This is a genomic window from Plantactinospora sp. BB1 (assembly GCF_003030385.1).
Taxonomy (GTDB): Bacteria; Actinomycetota; Actinomycetes; order Mycobacteriales; family Micromonosporaceae; genus Plantactinospora.
The window spans coordinates 5,463,426-5,484,547 of sequence record NZ_CP028159.1 but is presented as its reverse complement, the minus strand read 5'-3'; the positions used below and the strand labels follow the sequence as shown (position 1 = coordinate 5,484,547).

Genomic DNA, 21,122 nt, shown 5'->3' with positions numbered 1-21,122 from the left:
CCTCACGGTGTCACCTCACAGAGCAGTAGTTCGGCCACCTGCGCCCGGAGGATCTCCCGGGCCGGTTCGGGCAGGCCGGTGTCGGAGACCACGGTGTGCGCCTCGGCCAGCTCGGCGAAGGACGAGATTCCCACCGTCGCCCACTTGGTGGAGTCGGCCAGCACCACCAGCCGGTCGGCCGAGGCCAGCAGCGCCCGGTTGGTCTCCGCCTCCAGCAGGTTCGGGGTGCTGAACCCGGCCCGCTCGCTCATCCCGTGCACGCCGAGGAAGACCAGGTCCAGGTGGAGCGAGCGGATCGTGGCCACCGCCACCGGCCCGACCAGCGCGTCGGACGGGGTGCGTACCCCGCCGGTGAGCACCACCGTCTGGTCCGGCCGGCCGGAGCGGTGCAGGATCTCGGCGACCGGGATCGAGTTGGTGACCACGGTCAGCGCCGGTACCCCGGCCAGCCGGCGGGCGAGTTCGGCGGTGGTCGTACCCGCGGAGAGCGCGACCGCCATCCCGGGGGTGACCAGCCGGGCGGCCTCGGCCGCGATGGCGGCCTTCTCGGGCCGCTGCCGCACCGACTTGACCGCGAAGCCCGGCTCGTCGGTCGAGCCGGGCCGGGCGGTGGTCGCCCCGCCGTGCACCTTGGCCAGCAGGCCGCGTTCGGCGAGCGCCTCCAGGTCGCGCCGGATCGTCATGTCGGAGACGCCGAACTCGCCGGCCAGCTCGGTGACCCGGACCCCGCCGGCGGTGCGGACCCGGTCGAGGATCGCCTCCTGGCGCTGCTGGGCCAGCATCAGGGCGCCCCGGTCGGTTCCGGCTCCGGCCGCTGCGCCAGCACCGCGACGCCGTGTGGCTCGACCGTGGTCGGGCCGGCCCACCGGGTGCCGGTCAGCAGGTCGGTCCCGGCCGCGTCGACCTCCGCCGGCCGGTCGGAGCGGTTGAAGAGGAAGAGGTACGACCGGCCGTCCGGGTGCCGCCGCCGGATCTGCTCCACCCCGGGTACGGCCGGCGCGGCCGCAGCGGCACCGGCCTCGTCGGCGATCCGGGCCAGCAGCCGACCCAGCGCGGTCTGCTCCAGCCGGGTACCGAGATACCAGGCCGCTCCGCCGTCCGCGCTGCGCCGGGTGACCGCCGGACCACCCGCGACCGGCCCGTTGTCGTACCTGACCAGCACCTCCGCGTCCGCCGCGACCAGCGCCTCGGTCCAGACCTCCGCCGAGGTGCCGTCGTCGAGCCGGACGGTGCCGGCGGCGGGGAGCGGGAAGAACTCCTCGACCCGGACGCCGAGCAGCTCGGCGAAGCCGCCCGGCAGGGGTGCCGGGCGGACCCGGTCGCACTCGTCGACCAGCCCGCTGTACGGGCCGACCACCAGGGTGCCGCCGGAGCGGACGTACCCGGTCAGGTTGCCGATCGCGGCGTCGTCCACCAGGTAGAGCGCGGGGGCGAGCACCAGCTTGTACCCGGTCAGGTCGGCGCCCGGCGCGGCCAGGTCGGCGGTGATCCCGGCCCGCCAGAGCGCGCTGTGCCAGCGGCGGATCTCGTCGAAGGCGACCATGTCGGTGCTCGGCTGGTTGGCCGCCTCCTGGGCCCAGACGGAGGAGTAGTCCAGCAGCACCGCGACCTCCGCCTCGGTGCGGGAGCCTTCGATCTCGGCCAGCGCCCGCAGGTGCCGGCCGAGCTGGACCACCTCGCGCCAGATCTTCGAGTCGGTGCCGGCGTGCGGCAGCATCGCCGAGTGCCACTTCTCCGAGCCGGCCCGGCTGGCCCGCCACTGGAAGAAGAGCGCACCCTCCGAGCCCCGGGCCACGTGCGCCAGCGCGTCCTGGCCGAGCTGCCCGGCCGGCTTGGCCAGGTTGCGCGGCTGCCAGTTGACCGCGCTGGTGGAGTGCTCCATCAGCAGCCACGGGCCGCCGGCCAGCGACCGACTCAGGTCGGCGGCGAAGGCGATCTGGGCCGGCGGTTCGAGCGGATGCTCACCGAGCAGGTAGTGGTCGTTGGAGAGCAGCCGGTCCGCTCCGGTCAGCTCCCGACCCCAGGCCCAGTAGTCCAGGTTGACGCAGCTCGCCGTCATCAGGTTGGTGGTGACGGGGATTCCGGGGGAGAGCCGGTGCAGCGTGTCGCGCTCGGCGGTGAAGCAGGCCAGGTGCTCGTCCGAGCTGAACCGCTTGAAGTCCAGCACCTGCGTCGGGTTGGACGAGGTCGGGGTGGCCCGGGGCGGCTGCACCTGCGCCCAGTCGGTGTAGGTCTGCGACCAGAACGCCGTACCCCAGGCGGTGTTGAGGCCGTCGAGGTCGCCGTACCGGGCCTGGAGCCAGCCGCGGAACGCCTCGGCCGAGGTGTCGCAGTAGCAGTGCGCGTTGTGGCAGGCGTACTCGTTGTGCACGTGCCAGACGGCCAGCGCCGGGTGGTTGGCGTAGCGCCGGGCGAGCTGCTCGGTCAGCGCCACGGCGGCCCGCCGGTAGACCGGTGAGCTGGCGCAGATCGCCTGCCGGCTGCCGTACGTCAGCCGCCGGCCGTCCGCGTCCACCGGCAGCGTCTCCGGGTGGGCGTGGGAGAACCAGGGCGGTGGCGAGGCGGTGGCGGTGGCGAGGCAGACCCTGATCCCCCCGGCGTGCAGCATGTCCATGATCCGGTCCAGCCGGTCGAAGTCGTACCGCCCGGCGGCCGGTTCGAGCCAGGCCCAGGCGAAGACGCCGACGGTGACCAGGTTGACCCCGGCCTCGCGCATCAGGGCCACGTCCTGCGGCCAGACCTCCTCGGGCCACTGTTCCGGGTTGTAGTCCCCGCCGTAGCTCAGGCCCTCGACGCCTCGCACCAGACCGCCCACACCGCCTCCAAACGTGCTCGCACGTAATCCAACAGATACGAACACTAGCGCCCGGGTGGTGGAGCTGGGTAGGAGCGGCGCCACGCCGACGGGACGCCTCCGGCCTTGCGGAACCGGGCCCGGGGTGTCAGGCGGGTTGCAGGCGGGACTCGACCCAGCCGGTCTCGGTCAGGTGCGCGAGCAGCAGGTGTACGCACTCCTCCACCGTCAGGTCCGTGGTGTCGAGCACCAGCTCGGCGTCGGTCGGCTCCTCGTACGGGTCGTCGACCCCGGTCATCCCGGTGAGCTGGCCGGCCCGGGCGCGGGCGTACAGGCCCTTGCGGTCGCGCCGCTCGCAGACCGCCAGCGGGGTGGCGACGTGCACCAGCACGAAACCGGCACCGGCCGAGCGGGCCATCTCCCGGGCGATCGCCCGGGCCCGGTGGTACGGCGCGATCGGGCAGCAGATGGCGAGCCCCCGGTGCCGGGCGACCTCGGCGGCGACCCAGCCGATCCGGCGTACGTTCAGATCCCGGTCGGCCCGGCTGAAGCCCAGCCCGGCGGAGAGCTCCCGGCGGACCACGTCACCGTCGAGCAGCGTGATGGTGCGGTCCCCGCTCTCCCGCAGCGCGTCGGCCAACCCCCGGGCGATGGTCGACTTGCCCGAGCCGGAGAGCCCGGTGAAGAAGACCACCAGGCCCCGGTGCCGGCGGGGCGGCCGGGCCCGGGTCAGCTCCTTGGCCACCGTCGGCGGGGTGTGCCACTCCGGCAGCGGAAAGCCCCGGTCGAGCAGGTCCTCGATCTCCTCCTGGCCGAGCGGCAGCCGCCGGTTGCGCGGCGGGATGTCGTCCCGCCACCGCCACTGCCCGTCCCGGTTGTCGTAGGCCAGCTCGCGCGGGACCAGCATCCGCAGCCCGCCGCCGGTGAGCATCTCGGTGGTGGAGAGGACGTGGGTGACCCCGTAGGCCCGGGCCACCCGGGCCCGCAGCAGCGCGTCCCAGATGTCGTCGCCGCGCCGGGCGATCGGCACCGCCACGATGGTGGCCGGAGGCATCCGGTCCCGGGCCCCGAAGATGCTCCGGACCAGCACCTCCGGCGGCAACCCGTCCGGGCTGGTGTTGGCGACCGGGATCAGGATGAGCAGGTGGGCGGCGAGCGTCCGGACCGCGTGGGCGATCTGCGCCAGCTGCGGCCGGTGCAGCGGCCGGTCGGCGATCACCCCGAGCACCCGGCCCGGCGGCAGCAGCTCCCGCACCTCGGCCGGGGGGCGGCGGAGCCGCTGGAACGGGCCGTGCCCGCCGTCGCCGATCCGGCGCACCGGACCGCCGACGCCGAACCAGCCCTGCGTGGTCGGCCAGAGGTCGGCGACCTCCAGCAGCGCGGTCGGCGCCCCCTCGGGGTCGGTGAGGACCAGGCCGCGCTCGACCGGATTGTTCAGGTCGATGCCGCTGACAAGGTCGGCCGGGACCTGGAGGGTCACCGGCACCGGCCAGCCGGAGCCGTCGGCGAGCCGGCCGCGCCGGGCCACCGAGGCCAGATCGGCCCGGCCCATGAAGCCGGTGAGCGGGGCGTACGCTCCGGAGAGCAGCAACTCCAGGTCGGCCAGCTCATACGGGCGCGGCGTGTACGCCGGAGCGTCACGCAGCAACTCATCGGGCAGCACCCACCCGTTGCTCATCCGCACCCCCAACTACCCGGCCGGCCGGCACACAGTTTCGCAGCCGCCCGTCGATCGGTCGAGACCGCCACTCCCGTTTGGACGCCCGGATCGGCGACGCCTGTCGGCAGGTGGCCATCAGGAGGTTACCCAACCGGGCGCGGGGGCTACGAAAGTCTCACCCGGCCCCTAGGGGAGGCGGCTGTCGCCGCCGGGGCGATTCAGGGGTACTTCCAGGGTGGTTTCCTGACCTCCGGTACGTGCCACCGGCCCTACCCTGGCAGCGTGACACTGATCGCGACCCAGTCGCTGACCAAGACGTACGGCAATCGGGTGACCGCGTTGTCCGACCTGACGGTCACCGTCGAGCCGGGCATCGTCGGTCTGGTCGGAGCCAACGGAGCGGGCAAGTCGACCTTTATCAAGATCATGCTCGGCCTGCTGGAGCCGACCGGCGGACAGGCCCGGGTGCTCGGCCTCGATCCGCTGGTGGACGGGCACCAGGTCCGGGCCCGGGTCGGCTACATGCCCGAGCACGACTGCCTGCCGCCGGACCTGTCCGCCGCGGAGTTCGTCACGCACATGGGACGGATGAGCGGGCTGCCCAAGACGACCGCCCGGGAGCGGGCCTCCGAGACGCTGCGGCACGTCGGCCTCTACGAGGAGCGCTACCGCCAGGTCGGTGGCTACTCCACCGGGATGAAACAGCGGGTCAAGCTGGCCCAGGCCCTGGTGCACGACCCCGACCTGCTGCTGCTCGACGAGCCGACCAACGGGCTGGACCCGGCCGGCCGGGACGCCATGCTCGCCCTGATCGAGCGGATCGGCACCGAGTTCGGCATCTCGGTGCTGGTCTGCTCGCACCTGCTCGGCGAGGTCGAGCGGATCTGCGACGCGCTCGTCGCGATCGAGGGCGGCAAGCTGCTCCGGTCGGCACAACTGGCCGACATGACCGCGGTGACCGAGGTGCTCTCGGTGGAGGTGAGCGAGGGCACCGCCGAACTGGCCGCCCGGCTCGCCGCCGCCGGGCTGCCGGTCCGGCAGGACGGCCGGCTGCTGCTGGTCCCGATGCTCGACCCGGGGGCGGCGGCGGCCGGCGCGCAGGCGCGGGACTCGGCACTCGACAGGACGTACGACCTCATCCTGACCGCGGTCGCCGAGCTGGACCTGCCGCTGCACCGGCTCGACCAGCGGCGGCACCGGGTCGTCGAACTCTTCGCCACCGATCCGGCCCGGGTTGCCGAGCCGATCGCCACCGGCACCGCCCTGGAGGGCGCCTGATGACCACGCTCGACGCCCCGCGGACCGACCGTCCGGCCGGGGTCATCCACGACATCGGCTACCAGCGGTACGACGGTCCCCGGCTCGGCCGGCGGCACCTGGTCGGCGCGCTCTACCTGCACAGCCTGCGTACCGCCTTCGGGCTCGGGCGCACCTTCAAGGCGAAGATCTTCCCCTGGCTGATCGTCGGGGTGTTCGGGGTGGTCGCCGCGGTGCTGACCGCCGTACGGGCCCAGATCGGCGAGTCGCCGCTGAGCTACGCCGAGTTCCCCGAGGTGCTCAGCGTGCTGATCATCTTCTTCTGCGCCATCGTCGCCCCGGAACTCGCCTCCCGGGACCTGCACAGCGGGGTGCTGCCGCTCTACTTCGCCCGCCCGCTGCACCGCTCGGACTACGCGCTGGTCAAGCTGGCCGCGCTGATCTCGGCGGCCTTCCTGACCATCGGCGTACCGCTGACGGTGATGTTCGCCGGTGCCGCGTTCATGGTCGACGGCATCGGAGCGGTCTGGGACGAACTCGGCGACTTCCTGCCGGCGCTCGGCTACGTCGCCGTACACGCGATCGTCTATTCCGTGCTGGCGCTGCTGGTCGCCTCCCTGGTCCGGCGCCGGGCCGTCGCGGCCGGGGCGATCGTCGGCGCGTTCCTGCTGACCACCCCGGTGGTCGCGGTGCTGTCGGTGATGCCGTACGAGGCGGCGAACCAGCTCGCCGGGCTGGCCAGCCCGGTCACCCTGGTCGCCGGGATCGGTGACTGGGCGATCGACGCGAGCAGTGACCTCGACGTCGGCCGGTACGGCCCGCTCTACGGCCTGGTCGCCGTCGGGTTCGTCGTCGCCGGCACCCTGCTGCTGCTCGCCCGCTACCGGAAGGTCGCCGCCCGATGAGCATTCTGGAACTGGCCGGGGTCTCCCGCTGGTACGGCAACGTGGTGGCCGTCAACGACGTGTCGATGAACCTCGGGCCCGGAGTCACCGGACTGCTCGGGCCGAACGGCGCGGGCAAGACCACCGTGCTGCACATGATGGCCGGCTTCCTGGCCCCCTCGAAGGGCACGGTGACGCTCGACGGGGAACCCACCTGGGAGAACCCGGAGGTCTACCGCCGGCTCGGCCTGGTCACCGAGCGGGAGTCGGTCTACGACTTCCTCAGCGCGTACGAGTTCGCGCTGGCCAGTGCCCGGTTGCACCGGCTGCCCGAGCCGGAGGCGGCGGCCCGGCGGGCGATCGAATTGGTCGAGCTGACCGACGCGCAGGACCGCCGGATCGGCACGTACTCCAAGGGCATGCGCCAGCGGGCCCGGGTCGCCGCCGCCCTGGTGCACGACCCGCAGGTACTCCTGCTCGACGAGCCGTTCAACGGGATGGACCCGAGGCAGCGGCTGCACATGATGGAGCTGCTGCACTCGCTAGGCGAGCAGGGCCGGACGATTCTGTTCAGCTCGCACATCCTGGAGGAGGTCGAGCAGGTCTCCGGCACCGTCCAGGTGATCGTCTCGGGCCGGCTGGCCGCCTCCGGCGACTTCCGGACCATCCGGCGGCTGATGACGAACCGGCCGCACGTCTTCGCGGTGCAGTCCAGCGACGACCGGCGGCTCGCCGTCGAGCTGATCGGCCAGCCCTCGGTGACCGGGGTGGACCTCAACCGGGACGGGCTGACCGTCCGGGCCGGCGACTACGGCAGCTTCACCCGGGCGCTGCCGAAGATCGCGCTGGCCTCCGGCATCCGGATCCGCCGGCTGCTGCCCTCGGACGAGTCCCTGGAGAGCGTCTTCTCCTACCTGGTGGAGGCGTGAGGGCTGTGAGCGCGAGGAGTGAGCCGGTGTTGCGAGCCCCGCAGTCGCGAACGGAAGGTGCGGCTGTGAGCGCGAGGAGTGAGCCGGTTTTGCGAGCCCCGCAGTCGCGAACGGAAGGTGCGGCTGTGAGCGTGAGGAGTGAGCCGGTGTTGCGAGCCCCGCAACGAGCCCCGCAGTCGCGAACGAAGGAGTGACCATGTCGACTGTTTCCTGGATCACCGCGCGTGGGCTGCTCGGCCGGCGGCGGTTCCTGTTGCTCTTTCCGCTGCCGCTGCTGCTGGTCGGGCTGGCAGTGCTGGCCCGGGCGACCGGCATCGCCCCGACCGAGTGGGGCCAGCCGGTCATCTACGCGCTGGGGCTCGCCGTGGTGCTGCCGGTCACCGCGTTGATCGTCGGCACGGCGGTACTCGGTTCCGAGATCGACGACGGCACGTTGCTGCACATCCTGACCAAGCCGCTGCCCCGGTGGCAGATCGTGCTGCCGAAGCTGGCCGTGGCGACCGGGGTCACCGCGCTGACCGTCGCCATCCCGCTCTACGTCGCCGGGGTACTGGTCGAGTCCGTACGCTTCGGGCTCGGGCTGGCCGCCGCGAGCGCGGTCGGCGCGCTGGCGTACTCGGCGTTCTTCCTGGCCCTGAGCCTGCTGACCCGCCGCCCGGTGCTGCTCGGCCTGGTCTACGTGCTGATCTGGGAGGGCCTGCTCAACAGCATCGTCAGCGGTACCCGGGTGCTGTCGGTGCAGCACTACGTGGTGACCCTGACCGACCGGATCGCGCCGACGGCGCTGCTGGACGGTTCGGTGTCGCTGCCGGTGGCGATCGTGATGAGCGCGGTCTTCACGGTCGGCTTCACCCTGCTGGCCATCCGCCGGCTGGGCAGGTTCAGCGTGGCCGGCGAGACGAGCTGAACCGGTTGAAGGTGGCGGCCCGGCGCTGCGGGCCGCCACTCCAGCCCCGAGGGGTCAGCCGGTGTTGCGCATCCCGGCGGCGATGCCGTTGACGGTGGTGAGCAGGGCCCGTTCCAGCGCCGTACCGTCGCCGGGGGCGCGCCGGCCGCCCGGGGCGGTCGCCACGGCCCGCCCGGCGGCACCCGAGTCGCGGTACTGCCGCAGCAGCGCCACCTGGAGGTGGTGCAGCGGCTCCAGGTAGGTGTCCCGGACGGCGAGGGTGCGTTGCAGCACCGGGGAGTTCTCCAGCAGCGCGGGGGAGGCGGTGATGGCCAGTACCTCCCGCTTGGTCAGCTCGTACTCCGCCTCGATCATCTCGAAGATCGGGTGCAGCGGCTCCGGGACCAGGGTGTCGACGTACCGGCGGGCGATGTTCAGGTCGGTCTTGCTCAGCATCATCTCGACGTTCGACAGGAACGTGCCGAAGAAGTGCCAGGCCCGGTGCATCTCGGCGAGGATGTCGGCCATCCCGGCCTCCCGGGCGGCGGCCAGCCCCGTCCCGACGCCGAACCAGCCGGGGACGATCTGCCGGGTCTGGGTCCAGCCGAAGACCCACGGGATGGCGCGCAGCCCGGACAGCCCGGCCCCGGTGTTCGGCCGTTTCGCCGGCCGGGAGCCGATGTTGAGCGCCCCGAGCAGCTCGGTCGGGGTGGAGGCCCAGAAGTACGCCGGCAGGTCCGGGTTCTCCACCAGCGACCGGTAGCGCCGGTAGGCGGCACCGGAGACCACGTCCATGGTGGCGTCCCAGCGGTCCAGCGCCTCGGCCGGCTGCCGGGGCGTGGTGTGCAGCAGGGTGCTCTGCAACACCGCCGCCAGGGTGAGTTCCAGGTTCTCCCGGGCCAGCGAGGGCAGGGTGTACTTGTCGGAGATGACCTCGCCCTGCTCGGTGACCTTGATCTCGCCGTCCAGCGTGCCGTACGGCTGGGCGAGGATCGCCTCGTGGGTGGGGCCGCCGCCCCGGCCGACCGTACCGCCCCGGCCGTGGAAGAGCCGCAGCCGTACGTTGTGCCGGGCGGCCACGTCCCGCAGTGCCCGCTGGGCCCGGTGGATGGACCACTGCGAGGTGGTGATCCCGGCCTCCTTGTTCGAGTCGGAGTAGCCGAGCATCACCTCCTGCACGTCGCCCCGGGCCGCCACGATCGCCCGGTACGCCGGCAGCGAGAGCATCTCGTCGAGGAGTTCGCCTCCGGCGTCCAGCTCGGCCGGGGTCTCCAGCAGCGGTACGAAGCCGACCCGGGCCCGGCCGGTGTGCACGTCGACCAGCCCGGCCTCCCGGGCCAGCACCACGGCGGCGAGTACGTCGTCGACGCCGAGCGTCATCGAGATGATGTACGACTCGATCACCTCGACGCCGAACCGCTCCTGCACCTCCCGGATGGTGCCGAAGACGTCGAAGGTCTTCCGGGCCGGCTCGGTCAGCGGAGTGTCCATGGTGGAGAGCGGGCGGCGGCCGGCCAGCTCCTCGGCGAGCAGTTTGGTCCGGTCGGCCCGGCTCAGTGACGAATATTCCGGTACCTCGCCGACCTGGGCGTAGAACTGGGAGAGCACGACGTGGTGCGCCTCGGCGTGCTCCCGGATGTCCATCGTCGCCAGGTGCGGCCCGAAGGCGGCGACGGTGCGGATCGCCGAGGCGAGCCGGCCGACGGCGGTGAGCTGGCCGGAGTTGCGGGCCAGCGAGGCGCGCATCAGCTCCAGGTCGGCGAGCAGGTCGGCGGAGCCCCGGTAGTCCCGCCCCGGCACGTGCGCGGTGCCCTGGTTGAGCCGGCGCCGGGTGTTGGCGAGCTTGGCCCGGACGCAGCGCGCCTTGAGCCGGTACGGCTCCTCGGCGTTGACCCGGCGGAACCGGGGGGCCACCTCGGGGAGCGCGTCGAGGTCCTTGGCGAGGCTGGCGCTGAGGTCGAGGCTGACCCCGCGCAGCCGCCGGGAGACCGAGATCTCGTTGATCAGCGCCTCCATCGCCGCCTCGGTCGCCTGGATGCCGTGCTCGTACTGGATCAGCAGCACGTCCCGGGTGACCTGCGGGGTGACGAAGGGGTTGCCGTCGCGGTCGCCGCCGATCCAGGTGCCGAAGGTCAGCGGCCGGGCGGTCGGCGCGGTCTCCACGCCGAGCCCGCGCAGCGTGTCGGCGAGGTCGTCGAGGACCTGCGGCGCCGCCTCGGCGTAGAGGTCGCGCAGGTAGTAGATGGCGTTGCGGGCCTCGTCGGTCGGGTCGGGGCGGTCGAGCCGCAGCTCGTCGGTCTGCCAGAGCAGGTCGAGCAGTTCGGCCAGCCGCCGGCTGGCCGGGCCCTCGTCGCTGGCGCCGTAGAGGATCGCGGCGGCGGCCTCGGCGTCGAGTTCGTCGGCGACGGCGCGCAGCTTGGAGAGGATCGACCGGCGGGCCGCCTCGGTCGGGTGGGCGGTGAAGACCGGCCGGACGGAGAGCCGGCGGGCGACCGAGGCGATCTCCTCGGGCGGCACCCCGCGCTCCCGGATCAGCCGGGCGGCCTGGTCCAGCCAGCCGCCGTGCGCGGCCCGCTGCCGGCGCAGGTCGCGGGAGCGGTGCACCTGTTCGGTGATGTTGGCCAGGTGGAAGTAGGTGGAGAAGGCCCGGGCCAGCTTGGTGCCGGTGGTCACGTCCATCGCGCCGAGCCGCTGGGCGGCGGCCTCCGCGTCGTGCCGGACCAGGGCGCGGACCTCCTCGACCAGGTCGAGCAGGGGCGGGCCCTCCTGGCGGGCGAGGGTCTGGCCGAGGAGCTTGCCGAGCCGGCGGATGTCCGCCCGCAACGCGGCGTCGGGTCCGTCGTGATCATGCTGGTCGGTCACCGTGCGCTCCTTGATCGAGTACGGAGGACAGCGTTGTCCGACACAGTGGATGCTATCGGCGGCCGGTCCCGGAACGCTAACGAGGCTCGTGCCGTACCGGTTGGCCGCAGGTACTGGTAGAGCCTATCCGGTGCCGGCAAAACGTACGTTATGTCGAGTCTCGGGCGTCGGTACCCGTGATCGTTAACTTGCTCACGCCCCGCCCCGGCCGCTGATCGCTGGGCGGTGGCGGCACTGCCGTGGCCGGACCTGGCGAGCAGACCTCCCCGCGCAGACTGTCGAGCTGCCCCGCCCGTGCACCCACCGGCCGGGTGCCCGGGTTCTCGCGGCCCCGACGTCGGCCCGTCCGGAGCAGGAGGCGGTTACTGTGATCCGCCCGGTACGGGAGCGGGCTCCGGGCCGATCCGTGCAGACCGCGTCGTCTGCCCCGTCCGTGCAGACCTCGCCGTCTGCCCCGTCCGTGCACCCAGCTCGACAGTGTGCGCGGGAGGTGGTCTTCCCCCGGGCGAACCGTGGTCGCAGGCGGGCGAGCTGTGGTCGCAGGCGGGCGAGCTAGTGCATGCGGCGTGTCGCGGGCTGGTCGGGGTCATCCCTCCGCGGGCGGACGGCCGGCGGCCCCGGCCGCGCGCTGGATGCCGTCGAGCAGCAGGCGCAGCCCGAACCGGTAGGCGTCGGCCATCGCGTCCGGGGTGTCGACGAAGCCGCCGGCCTCCCAGGTGCGGTTCATCGCCGGATAGCGCGCGACGTCGAAGTGTTCCGCCCAGAACGAGTCCCGGTCCGACCACCACTCGTCGGTCGACTGCCCGGTGGTCCGCTCCAACTGGTCCGCCTCGGCCTGCTGCCGGGCGGCGGCGTCGACGAAGCTGACGATCGCGTTGCCGGCGGCGACCGTCTGCCGGGCCGGCAGGCCGAGGTCGGCCAGGGCGGCGAGCAGGTACTCCTGCTGGGCGAGCAGGCCCGGCCCGAGCGGTGGGCGGACGGTGGAGACCTCCCGGAGCCACGGGTGGCGCTGGTACATCGTCCGGGTCCGGTCGGCGTACAGCTCGATCCGGGCCCGCCAGTCCGTCGGGCGTACGTCGTCCGGGCCGGGGAGGTCGCGCTCGGCCATCACCCCGTCGACCATCAGGTCGATCAGCTCGGCCTTGCCCGGGACGTACGTGTAGAGCGACATCGTGCCGACGCCCAGCTCCTCGGCGACCCGGGCCATCGACATGGTGGCCAGGCCCTCCCGGTCGGCGACCGCGATCGCGGCCTGCCGGATCTGCGGCACGGTCAGCCGGGGCGGGCGGCCCCGGGCGGGTCTGCCGGCGGCTGCCGGGGAGCCGGGCGACGGCTGGGCGGTCCAGAGCAGCGCCAGGGTGCGGTCGGGATCCCCGCCACCGCTGCGCTCCACCGGCATCGTCCGCCTCCTTCCGGGTACGGCCCGATGTTACTTCCCGTACCCGGTACGCGAATGACGGCGCGCCCGACGACCCCGATGGGCGGGTCCCGGTCCGGATCTCCCCCGTAGGAACGCCGGTCGGGGCCGCTCCGTGAGATCCGAACCCGGACCCGCCCAGCACCGGGCTCAGGCCGTCGGCCCGAGCAGGAACCGCCGGACGGCCGAGTCGCCCTCGGGATGGCGGCCCTGGATCGAGTGGCCCATCCCGGCGATCACCACGAGTTCGCCGCGCGGCGTCCGCGCCGCCTGCTCGACCGCCCACTCGACCGGGGTCGAGAGATCACGGTCGCCGTTGAGCAGCAGCACCGGCATGGTCAGGGTGTGCCGGGGCGGCCGGGGGTTCGGCCGGGACACCGGCCAGTGCAGGCAGGTGGAGATCAACGCCTGCTCGGCGGCGGTCTCCCGGGGGAACGGCCAGACGTGGCCGGCCGGGATCTGCCGCACCGCCCGGTCCAGCGCCCTCGCCCGCCGGCCGGGCGGCGCCGTCGAGTCACCCCAGGGCGCCTCGGTCTGGTCGGCGCAGACCGTCGCGGCGTGCAACCCGGCGCTGTACTCGGCGAACGGCGTGGTCTCGCCACCCTGGAGATCGTCGATCGCCGACATCAGCGGCTCCGGGGAACCCTCGGCGGCCATCCGCAGGAAGGGCAGCACCGGATAGAAGGTCTCCCCGGTGAGCTTCGGGTCCACGATGCTGGCGATCACCAGGAAGTCGAAGATGCCGACCGCGTTGCCGTACCGGCGGATCGTCTCGGCGACGTCCGCCGCCGGGTCGGAGCCGCAGGACTGCTCGCGGCAGGCGGTACGGAGTACCCAGGCCACCCGGTGCAGGCTCGGCAGGTACAACCCGTCCAGGGTGTCCTGCGGCACCACCGAGTCCAGCACCATCCGAGCCACCCGGTGCGGGTACGTCAACCCGTACTGCTGGGCGACGAAGGTCCCGTACGAGATGCCGTCGAGGGTCCACCGGTGCACCCCGAGGGCGCGACGCAGCTCCTCCAGGTCCGCCACCGTGTCGGCGGTGGTGTAGAAGTTCCGGGTCCTGCCGAGCAGCTCCGCGCAGCTACGGATCGCCTCCGGCGAGGCCGGGGTGATGTCGGAGGAGCCCACCTCGGCCTGGAGCTGCGGGCAGTCGATCCCGGCCGGGCCGGTACCGCGCTGGTCGATCATCACCAGCCGGTAGTCGTCCATCAGGTAGCGGAACCGGGGTTCCAGCCGGGGTAGCAGGCCCGGCCCGGGCTGCCCCGGCCCGCCGGAGAGCAGCAGCAGGGTGCCCCGGGGCGCGTCGGCGTTCTCCGCCACGGCGACCCGCAGGCGCAGCTCGCCGGGGAAGCGGCCCCGGCGGTCGAGCGGCACGGTCAGCTCGGCGCAGGTGAACCCGGCCGCCTCGGCACACGGGCGCGGGTCGGTCAGCCCCGGACGGTTTCCGAGTGCCGCCGGACCGGAGAGGGGCGGCGCGGCCGCGACGGGCGAGCCGGCGGCGAGTACGGCGAGCAGTCCCAGCAGGGCGGTGCCGGCCCGCCCGAGGAGCAGAGGTCGGTGTCGCATTCGGGGCCTCCTAAGGTCACCTCATGCTGTCGCCGGTGCCGGTCGACCGCCTTGAAGATCCGTGCTCACCTCCGGGCCGGCCCTGACGTGGTGGCCAGGAGCCGCCGGAGCTGGGTCGGGGAGTGTCCGAGCTGCTGCCGCAGGGTGCGGGTCAGGTGGGCCTGGTCGGCGAAGCCGTACTCGGCGGCCAGGCCGCGCAGGCTGGCCACCTCGCCGGCGGCCAGCGCGGTCAGCACGGCCCGGGTCCGCAGCTGGTTGCGGTAGGCGGTCAGGCTCTGCCCGGTGGTCCACTGGAAGACCCGGCTGAGGTGGTGCGGCGAACAGTGGACCTGCCGGGCCAGTTCGGTGAGGCCGAGCGCGTAGCCGCCACCGCTGACCACCTCGCGTACCCGGTCGGTCAGCCGGCGGTGCGCGGCGAGGGTGCCGGGGCGGCGGCGTACCGCCCGGTCCAGCTCCTCCCCGGGCCGGTCCGGGCCGGCGGCGAGCAGGCGGCCGAGCAGCCGGTGCGTCCGTTCGGTCAGCTCGAAGCGGTCGGTGCCGCGCAGCGAGTCCGCGACCAGGGCGCGGTGCTCCAGGTCGAGGTCGGCGCGGAGCCGGCCCTCCCAGCCGGCACCGGTCAGCCACCGTTCGCCGTCCGCCCAGCCGACCAGCAGCTCCGGGTCGACCTCGATCACCGTGTAGCTGTCGCCGCAGCCGAGCGGGTGCGAGATGGTGAGGTCGTCGGAGGGTTTGAGGAACAGGGCCGAGGTCGGGTCGACGAAGCGTTCCCGCCCGTTGAGCCGGCGCAGGTAGCCACCGGAGCGGGCCAGGTGCACGGTGAAGTGGCCGCTCGGCCGGGCGGGTTCCCAGCCGCGCCTGGTGTTGTGGCAGCGCACCTCGTAGAGGCCCATCCCGTCCGGACAGCCGAGCCATCGCCACCGCGCCTGGAGCCGCCCGTCGGCGGCGAACGCGTCCCGGAACCCGGGCATCGCATCGTGAGAATCCGACATCGCGCCTCCTCCCGGAGGGAAACGCCCGAGCGAGGTTCTCAGGTTGTCCCCGGACCGTGCCGCGAACGCCAGCCGGCTCCGCTGCCCGCCGGACCTGCGGTGCCGGCTCCGCCGCCGGCCGGGCCTGCGGTGCCGGCCGTGCCGCGGGGTTTGTCGGGCTCAGGGGATAGGCTTGACGACGGCGTTGAGGAGGGGCCCTTTCCGGCACGGCAACGCCCCGGGTCCTGCCTCACCCGCACCCCCCGCCCGCGTCGGGCGTGGGGCGTTTTCCGCGTGCCCATCTGCAAGGTTGTGATCTGCGTGCTCACCGGTCTGCTCACCGCCGCGCTCCGCGATCCCGCGCTGGCCCGGGCCCGCTCGCTGGCCCGCACCGGCGGTCCGGACGCCGACGGGCTCGACCTCACCGCCCCGCCCGCGCTGCGGCCCTTCCTGGTCGCCGCCGTGGCGGCCGGCGAGGAGGCGGGCGGTGCCGGGCGCCCGGTGCTCGCCGTCACCGCTACCACCCGGGAGGCCGACGACCTGGCCGCCGCGCTGGGCAGCCTGCTCCCGCCGGAGCAGGTCGTGGTCTATCCGGCCTGGGAGACGCTGCCGCACGAGCGGCTCTCGCCCCGGTCCGACACCGTCGGCCGGCGACTCGGCGTGCTCCGCCGGCTCGCCCACCCCGACCTCGCCGAGCACCCCGGCCCGGTCCGGGTGGTCGTCGCCCCGGTCCGGTCGGTGTTGCAGCCACAGCTCAAGGGGCTGGGCGACCTGGAGCCGGTCCGGCTCGCCGCCGGGGCCGAGGCCGGGCTGGAGGAGACCGCCCGCCGCCTCACCGACCTGGCGTACGCCCGGGTCGACCTGGTCACCAAGCGTGGGGAGTACGCCGTCCGGGGCGGCATCCTGGACGTCTTCCCGCCCACCGACGAGCACCCGTCCCGGGTCGAGTTCTGGGGCGACGAGGTGGAGGAGATCCGCACCTTCGCCGTCGCCGACCAGCGGACCATCGAGGCGGTACCCGCCCTCTGGGCGCCGCCCTGCCGGGAACTGCTGCTCACCGAGCCGGTCCGGCGCCGGGCCGCCGAGCTGGCGCAGCAGCACCCCGAGCTGGCCGAGATCCTGGACAAGCTCGCCGAGGGGATCCCGGTCGAGGGGATGGAGTCGCTGGCCCCGGCCCTGATCGGCGCGGACTCGCTCGAACTCGTCCTGCACTGCATGCCGGCCGGCAGCCACGTACTGCTCTGCGACCCGGAGCGGATCCGGACCCGGGCGCACGACCTGGTGCGTACCTCGGCGGAGTTCCTGGAGGCGAGCTGGGCCGCGGCCGCCGTCGGCGGCCAGGCCCCGGTCGACCTCGGCGCCGCCGCCTTCAAGACCCTGGCCGAGGTACGGGCCACCGCCGCGACCCTCGGCCAGCCCTGGTGGTCGGCGTCCCCGTTCGGCCTGGTCGAGGCCGCCCCCGGCCCGGCGGCCACGGTCGAGCCGTGGGCGGTGGAGCCGGAGCCCGAGGTGACGGTGGTGCCGGACACCGGCGAGTCGGTGGCGCTGCACGCCCAGCCGGTGCCGCTCTACCACGGCGAGACGGCCCGGGTCGTCGACGACCTGAAGCGCTGGGTCGGCGACGGCTGGGGGGTGGCGCTGGTCTTCGAGGGGCACGGGCCGGCGCAGCGCGCCGTCGAGGTGCTCCGGGACGCCGGGCTCGGCGCCGCGCTCACCGAGGAGGTGCCGGCACCGCCGGCCTCCGGCGAGCTGCTGGTGACCTGCGGCTCACTCAACCACGGCTTCCTGGACTCCGCGTCCCGGATCGCGGTGGTGACCGGCAACGACATCACCGGCGGCCGGGGCTCGTCGACCCGGGACATGCGCAAGATGCCGAGCCGGCGGCGCAACACCATCGACCCGCTGGAGCTGCGGGCCGGCGACTATGTCGTGCACGAGCAGCACGGCATCGGCCGGTACGTCGAGCTGGTGCAGCGCACCGTCAACGGCGCCGACCGGGAATACCTGGTCATCGAGTACGCGGCCAGCAAGCGCGGCCAGCCCGGCGACCGGCTCTTCGTCCCGACCGACCAGCTCGACCAGCTCTCCCGGTACGTCGGAGGCGAGCAGCCGACCCTGCACAAGATGGGTGGCGCCGAGTGGCAGAAGGCCAAGGCGCGGGCCCGCAAGGCGGTCAAGGAGATCGCCGCCCAGCTCGTCCAGCTCTACGCCGCCCGCAAGGCGTCCAAGGGGTACGCGTTCGCCCCGGACACCCCGTGGCAGCGGGAGCTGGAGGACGCCTTCCCGTACACCGAGACGCCGGACCAGCTCGCGGCGATCGAGGAGGTCAAGCGGGACATGGAGCAGTCGACCCCGATGGACCGGCTGATCTGCGGCGACGTGGGCTACGGCAAGACCGAGATCGCGGTGCGGGCCGCCTTCAAGGCGGTGCAGGACGGCAAGCAGGTGGCGGTGCTCGTCCCGACCACGCTGCTGGCCCAGCAGCACTACAACACCTTCGCCGAGCGGATGGGGCAGTTCCCGGTGCAGATCCGGCAGCTCTCCCGGTTCCAGACGCCGAAGGAGGCCGAGCGGACCCTGGAGGCGGCCGCCGACGGCAGCGCGGACATCGTGATCGGTACCCACCGGCTGCTCCAGTCGGCGACCCGGTTCAAGCAGCTCGGCATGGTGGTGGTGGACGAGGAGCAGCGCTTCGGGGTCGAGCACAAGGAGCACCTGAAGACCCTGCGTACCGCCGTGGACGTGTTGACCATGTCGGCGACGCCGATCCCGCGGACCCTGGAGATGGCGATCACCGGCATCCGGGAGATGTCCACCATCGCCACCCCGCCGGAGGAGCGGCACCCGGTGTTGACCTTCGTCGGGGCGTACGACGACAAGCAGGTCGCGGCGGCGATCCACCGCGAGCTGCTCCGCGACGGCCAGGTCTTCTACCTGCACAACCGGGTCGAGTCGATCGACCGGGCGGCGCGGCGGATCCGGGAGCTGGTCCCGGAGGCCCGGGTCGCGGTGGCGCACGGCCAGATGGGCGAGGACGCCCTGGAGAAGGTCATGGTCGGCTTCTGGGAAAAGGAATACGACGTCCTGGTCTGCACCACGATCGTCGAGTCCGGCATCGACATCCCGAACGCCAACACCCTGATCGTGGAGCGGGCCGACCTGCTCGGCCTGGCCCAGTTGCACCAGATCCGGGGGCGGGTCGGCCGGGGCCGGGAGCGGGCGTACGCCTATTTCCTCTATCCGCCGGAGAAGCCGCTGACCGAGCACGCGCACGAGCGGCTGGCCACCATCGCCCAGCACACCGAGCTGGGCGCCGGGATGTACGTGGCGATGAAGGACCTGGAGATCCGGGGCGCCGGCAACCTGCTCGGCGGCGAGCAGTCCGGGCACATCGAGGGGGTCGGTTTCGACCTCTACGTCCGGATGGTCGGCGAGGCGGTGCAGGCGTTCAAGGGTGAGCGGCCGGAGGAGGAGGCCGACATCAAGATCGATCTGCCGGTCGACGCGCACCTGCCGCACGACTACATCGGGGTGGAGCGGCTGCGCCTGGAGATGTACCGCAAGCTCGCCGAGGCCCGGGACGCCGAGCGGCTGGCCGAGGTGGTCGCCGAGATGACCGACCGGTACGGCGAGCCGCCGGAGCAGGTCGCCAACCTGGTGGCGGTGGCCCGGTTCCGGCTGCTGGCCCGGGCGTACGGCCTCACCGACGTCTCGGCCCAGGGCCGGCACCTGCGGTTCTCCCCGCTGCCGCTGCCGGACTCGAAGCAGCTGCGGCTCAAGCGCTACCACCCGGACGCGGTCTACAAGTCGGCCACCGACCAGGTGAGCGTGCCGCGCCCGACGACCCGGCGGATCGGCGGCGAGCCGCTGCGCGACCAGGCGTTGCTGGACTGGTGCGCCCAGCTCCTCCGCGACGTGCTCGGTGAGCCCGCGAAGGCGGCGACGGGGGAGCCGGCGAGGTGAGCCCGACCGGGTCGGCCCGCGAGGTCAGCGTGCCCGCAGCAGCCCTGCGGAGCGAGCGCCCCCGGCGGGCCGCCCCGGGCGGGTCCGACCCCGTGCCGCAGGCGGTCGGGCTGCGTGAGAGAGTGTCGAGCATGCAGCGTGCCCGTCGTCTGGCTTCGATCGCGGTCATTGCCGTGCTCGGCACCACCGTCCTCTCCGCCTGCCGGTCCGACTCCAGCGTCGCCGTCTACCTCGGGGATAAGAAGATCACCGAGGACGAGGTGACCTCGGTGCTCGACGACGTCCGGAGCAAGGCGGCCTCGCCGGCTCCCACCGAGCCGGGCGCCACGCCCGCTCCGGGCGCCTCCGAGCCGAAGACGCCGAGTCGGGCCGAGGTGGTCGGCACCCTGGTGATGCGGGAGGTCTGTCTCAAGCTCGCCACGGACAAGGGCTTCAAGCCGTCCGAGCAGGCTCCGATAGAGCGGATCGCCGAGGCGACCGGCCTGCCGGCGGACTCCCGCTACGTGCGGCTCTTCTCCGAGCTGGACGCCTGCCGGGCCGGCATTCCGGTGACCCAGCCGGTGGCGCCGACCCAGGAGGAGCTGATGGACGTGGTGGCCCGGGGCCGGGTCGCCGGGGTCATCCCGCCGGACGCCAAGGACGGCGAGGCCGGGCAGCAGCTCGACGGTGACGTGCTGCGCCGCGCGCTGGCGATGCGGAACACCCTGACCGAGGCGCTGGAGAGTTCCGACGTCACGGTCAACCCGCGCTACCGCCCGCTGGAATACCCGGTGCTGACCTTCTCGGACAGCAGCCCGGCGCTGGTCGTGCCGATCGGCCAGTCCGGCTCCGACACCGTGGTCGACGCCCGCTGAGCGGCCCGCGACACCCCGCCCGCACCACCGGCCGTGCCGTGACGATCCCGCCGTCGACCAGCCCCACCGGCCGATGACCGGGGTAGCGCCCGGCCCGGCCGGCCGGATCGTGCTGCTGGTCACCTCGCCCCGGCTGCCGGCCGGGCTGTTGACCGCGTCCGCCTGGGACGTCGTACGCGGCTTCCCGGTGCTGGCCGGCGCGGAGAGCGAGCTGGCCACGGCGGTACGCGCGGCCGGCGCCGAGGTGACCGTCACCGCGACTCCGGTTCCGGACCTGCTGGCCACGGTCGCCTCGCACGGTACGGCGGTCTGGCTGGCCGGCCCGGCCGGGGACGAGGCACTGGCCCGGGAGCTGGGACTCCGGCTGGCCCGTCAACCCGGGCTGGCCGAGCTGGAGCTGATGTACGGCTCCTGGGATCCACCCGGTGCCCGGCTGCTCGACGCGGTCGAGGTGATGGACCGGCTCGCCTCGCCCGGCGGTGACCCGTGGAAGCGGGCGCAGACCCACGCCTCGCTGGCGCAGTACCTCCTCGAAGAGTGCTACGAGGCGTACGACGCCATCGCCGCGAACGATCTCGTGGCGCTCCGGGAGGAGCTGGGCGACGTGCTGTTGCAGGTGGTGCTGCACGCCCGGCTGGCGGAGAACCTGCCCGAGGAGGAGCGCTGGTCGATCGACGACGTCGCCGGTGGGCTGGTGGCGAAGATGGTCCGGCGCAACCCGCACGTCTTCGCCGGCACCGAGGTCGGCGGCATCGACGAGATCATCGAGAACTGGGAACGGATCAAGCGGGCGGAGAAGCCCCGGGCCTCGGTACTCGACGGGGTCGCGCTCTCCCAGCCGGCGCTGGCGCTGGCGGCGAAGGTGCTGCACCGGGTCGCCCGGGCCGGGCTCGACCTGCCACCCGCGGAGCCGCCGGCCGGGGCGGACGAGACGGTACGACTCGGCGCGACCCTGCTGGAGACGGTGGCCCGGGCCCGGGCGGCGGGGCTGGACGCCGAGGCGGCGCTGCGCCAGGCGACCCTGGCCTACGCGGCCACGGTGCGCGCGGCGGAACAGGATTCGATACCGCCGTCCTGAC

General features: G+C 73.5%; 14 protein-coding genes. 7 read left to right on the top strand and 7 right to left on the bottom strand.

Annotation, left to right across the window (positions count from 1 at the left end; all coding sequences use genetic code 11):
* Positions 1–2: 2 nt before the first annotated feature.
* The 3 genes from C6W10_RS23890 to cysC all read right to left on the bottom strand — a co-directional run bounded on the left by C6W10_RS23890 (position 3) and on the right by cysC (position 4,472).
* Positions 3–782: a DeoR/GlpR family DNA-binding transcription regulator gene (locus C6W10_RS23890; protein ID WP_107260680.1), complete on the bottom strand. Its 780-nt coding sequence runs from the start codon at positions 780–782 to the stop codon at positions 3–5.
* Positions 782–2,815 carry a beta-galactosidase gene (locus C6W10_RS23885; protein ID WP_199853736.1) on the bottom strand — a complete coding sequence of 678 codons (2,034 nt, stop codon included), beginning with the start codon at positions 2,813–2,815 and terminating at the stop codon, positions 782–784. The genes C6W10_RS23890 and C6W10_RS23885 overlap by 1 nt, the downstream gene beginning before the upstream one ends.
* A 127-nt stretch (positions 2,816–2,942) precedes the next feature.
* Complete coding sequence (gene cysC / locus C6W10_RS23880; RefSeq protein ID WP_107260678.1) at positions 2,943–4,472, bottom strand: adenylyl-sulfate kinase; 1,530 nt, start codon at positions 4,470–4,472, stop codon at positions 2,943–2,945.
* Between the two features lie 264 nt (positions 4,473–4,736).
* Between cysC and C6W10_RS23875 the strand changes: the two genes are divergently transcribed.
* The 4 genes from C6W10_RS23875 (at position 4,737) to C6W10_RS23860 (ending at position 8,431) form a co-directional block, all read left to right on the top strand.
* Positions 4,737–5,732: an ABC transporter ATP-binding protein gene (locus C6W10_RS23875; RefSeq protein WP_107260676.1), complete on the top strand. Its 996-nt coding sequence runs from the start codon at positions 4,737–4,739 to the stop codon at positions 5,730–5,732.
* Positions 5,732–6,616 (top strand): ABC transporter permease, encoded by an 885-nt coding sequence (locus C6W10_RS23870; RefSeq protein WP_107260674.1) that lies wholly within the window; start codon positions 5,732–5,734, stop codon positions 6,614–6,616. The genes C6W10_RS23875 and C6W10_RS23870 overlap by 1 nt, the downstream gene beginning before the upstream one ends.
* Positions 6,613–7,524, top strand: coding sequence for an ABC transporter ATP-binding protein (locus C6W10_RS23865; protein ID WP_107260672.1), 912 nt, complete (start codon positions 6,613–6,615; stop codon positions 7,522–7,524). Before C6W10_RS23870 ends, C6W10_RS23865 begins: the two co-directional genes overlap by 4 nt.
* A 196-nt stretch (positions 7,525–7,720) precedes the next feature.
* The gene (locus tag C6W10_RS23860; protein ID WP_107260670.1) at positions 7,721–8,431 is read left to right on the top strand and encodes an ABC transporter permease; all 711 of its coding nucleotides are present in this window, start codon (positions 7,721–7,723) and stop codon (positions 8,429–8,431) included.
* Between the two features lie 54 nt (positions 8,432–8,485).
* Here C6W10_RS23860 and ppc read toward each other — a convergent pair whose 3' ends face one another.
* The 4 genes from ppc to C6W10_RS23840 all read right to left on the bottom strand — a co-directional run bounded on the left by ppc (position 8,486) and on the right by C6W10_RS23840 (position 15,247).
* Entirely contained in the window at positions 8,486–11,272 is a 2,787-nt protein-coding gene (gene ppc, locus C6W10_RS23855; protein ID WP_107260668.1) for a phosphoenolpyruvate carboxylase, read from the bottom strand.
* A 586-nt stretch (positions 11,273–11,858) separates the two neighbouring features.
* Positions 11,859–12,671, bottom strand: a complete 813-nt coding sequence (locus tag C6W10_RS23850) for a TetR/AcrR family transcriptional regulator (protein WP_107260666.1) — start codon at positions 12,669–12,671, stop codon at positions 11,859–11,861.
* Positions 12,672–12,839: 168 nt separating this feature from the next.
* Entirely contained in the window at positions 12,840–14,258 is a 1,419-nt protein-coding gene (locus tag C6W10_RS23845) for an alpha/beta fold hydrolase (RefSeq protein ID WP_107260664.1), read from the bottom strand.
* Between the two features lie 65 nt (positions 14,259–14,323).
* Positions 14,324–15,247: an AraC family transcriptional regulator gene (locus C6W10_RS23840; RefSeq protein ID WP_107260662.1), complete on the bottom strand. Its 924-nt coding sequence runs from the start codon at positions 15,245–15,247 to the stop codon at positions 14,324–14,326.
* Positions 15,248–15,547: 300 nt separating this feature from the next.
* On the opposite strand from C6W10_RS23840, the gene mfd reads away from it, so the two are divergent.
* From mfd to C6W10_RS23825, 3 genes are all read left to right on the top strand, one after another.
* Positions 15,548–19,189, top strand: coding sequence for a transcription-repair coupling factor (gene mfd / locus C6W10_RS23835; RefSeq protein ID WP_107264233.1), 3,642 nt, complete (start codon positions 15,548–15,550; stop codon positions 19,187–19,189).
* A gap of 131 nt (positions 19,190–19,320) precedes the next feature.
* Complete coding sequence (locus C6W10_RS23830; RefSeq protein ID WP_107264232.1) at positions 19,321–20,043, top strand: hypothetical protein; 723 nt, start codon at positions 19,321–19,323, stop codon at positions 20,041–20,043.
* Between the two features lie 73 nt (positions 20,044–20,116).
* Entirely contained in the window at positions 20,117–21,121 is a 1,005-nt protein-coding gene (locus C6W10_RS23825; RefSeq protein WP_107260660.1) for a nucleoside triphosphate pyrophosphohydrolase, read from the top strand.
* Position 21,122: the final 1 nt, after the last annotated feature.

Coding starts and splice junctions, on each gene's coding strand:
- cysC (WP_107260678.1), bottom strand. CDS start 4,472: ATGAGCAACGGGTGGGTGCTGCCCGATGAGTTGCTGCGTGACGCTCCG.
- C6W10_RS23870 (WP_107260674.1), top strand. CDS start 5,732: ATGACCACGCTCGACGCCCCGCGGACCGACCGTCCGGCCGGGGTCATC.
- C6W10_RS23845 (WP_107260664.1), bottom strand. CDS start 14,258: ATGCGACACCGACCTCTGCTCCTCGGGCGGGCCGGCACCGCCCTGCTG.
- C6W10_RS23830 (WP_107264232.1), top strand. CDS start 19,321: ATGCAGCGTGCCCGTCGTCTGGCTTCGATCGCGGTCATTGCCGTGCTC.
- C6W10_RS23860 (WP_107260670.1), top strand. CDS start 7,721: ATGTCGACTGTTTCCTGGATCACCGCGCGTGGGCTGCTCGGCCGGCGG.
- C6W10_RS23890 (WP_107260680.1), bottom strand. CDS start 782: ATGCTGGCCCAGCAGCGCCAGGAGGCGATCCTCGACCGGGTCCGCACC.
- C6W10_RS23850 (WP_107260666.1), bottom strand. CDS start 12,671: ATGCCGGTGGAGCGCAGCGGTGGCGGGGATCCCGACCGCACCCTGGCG.
- C6W10_RS23865 (WP_107260672.1), top strand. CDS start 6,613: ATGAGCATTCTGGAACTGGCCGGGGTCTCCCGCTGGTACGGCAACGTG.
- C6W10_RS23825 (WP_107260660.1), top strand. CDS start 20,117: ATGACCGGGGTAGCGCCCGGCCCGGCCGGCCGGATCGTGCTGCTGGTC.
- C6W10_RS23840 (WP_107260662.1), bottom strand. CDS start 15,247: ATGTCGGATTCTCACGATGCGATGCCCGGGTTCCGGGACGCGTTCGCC.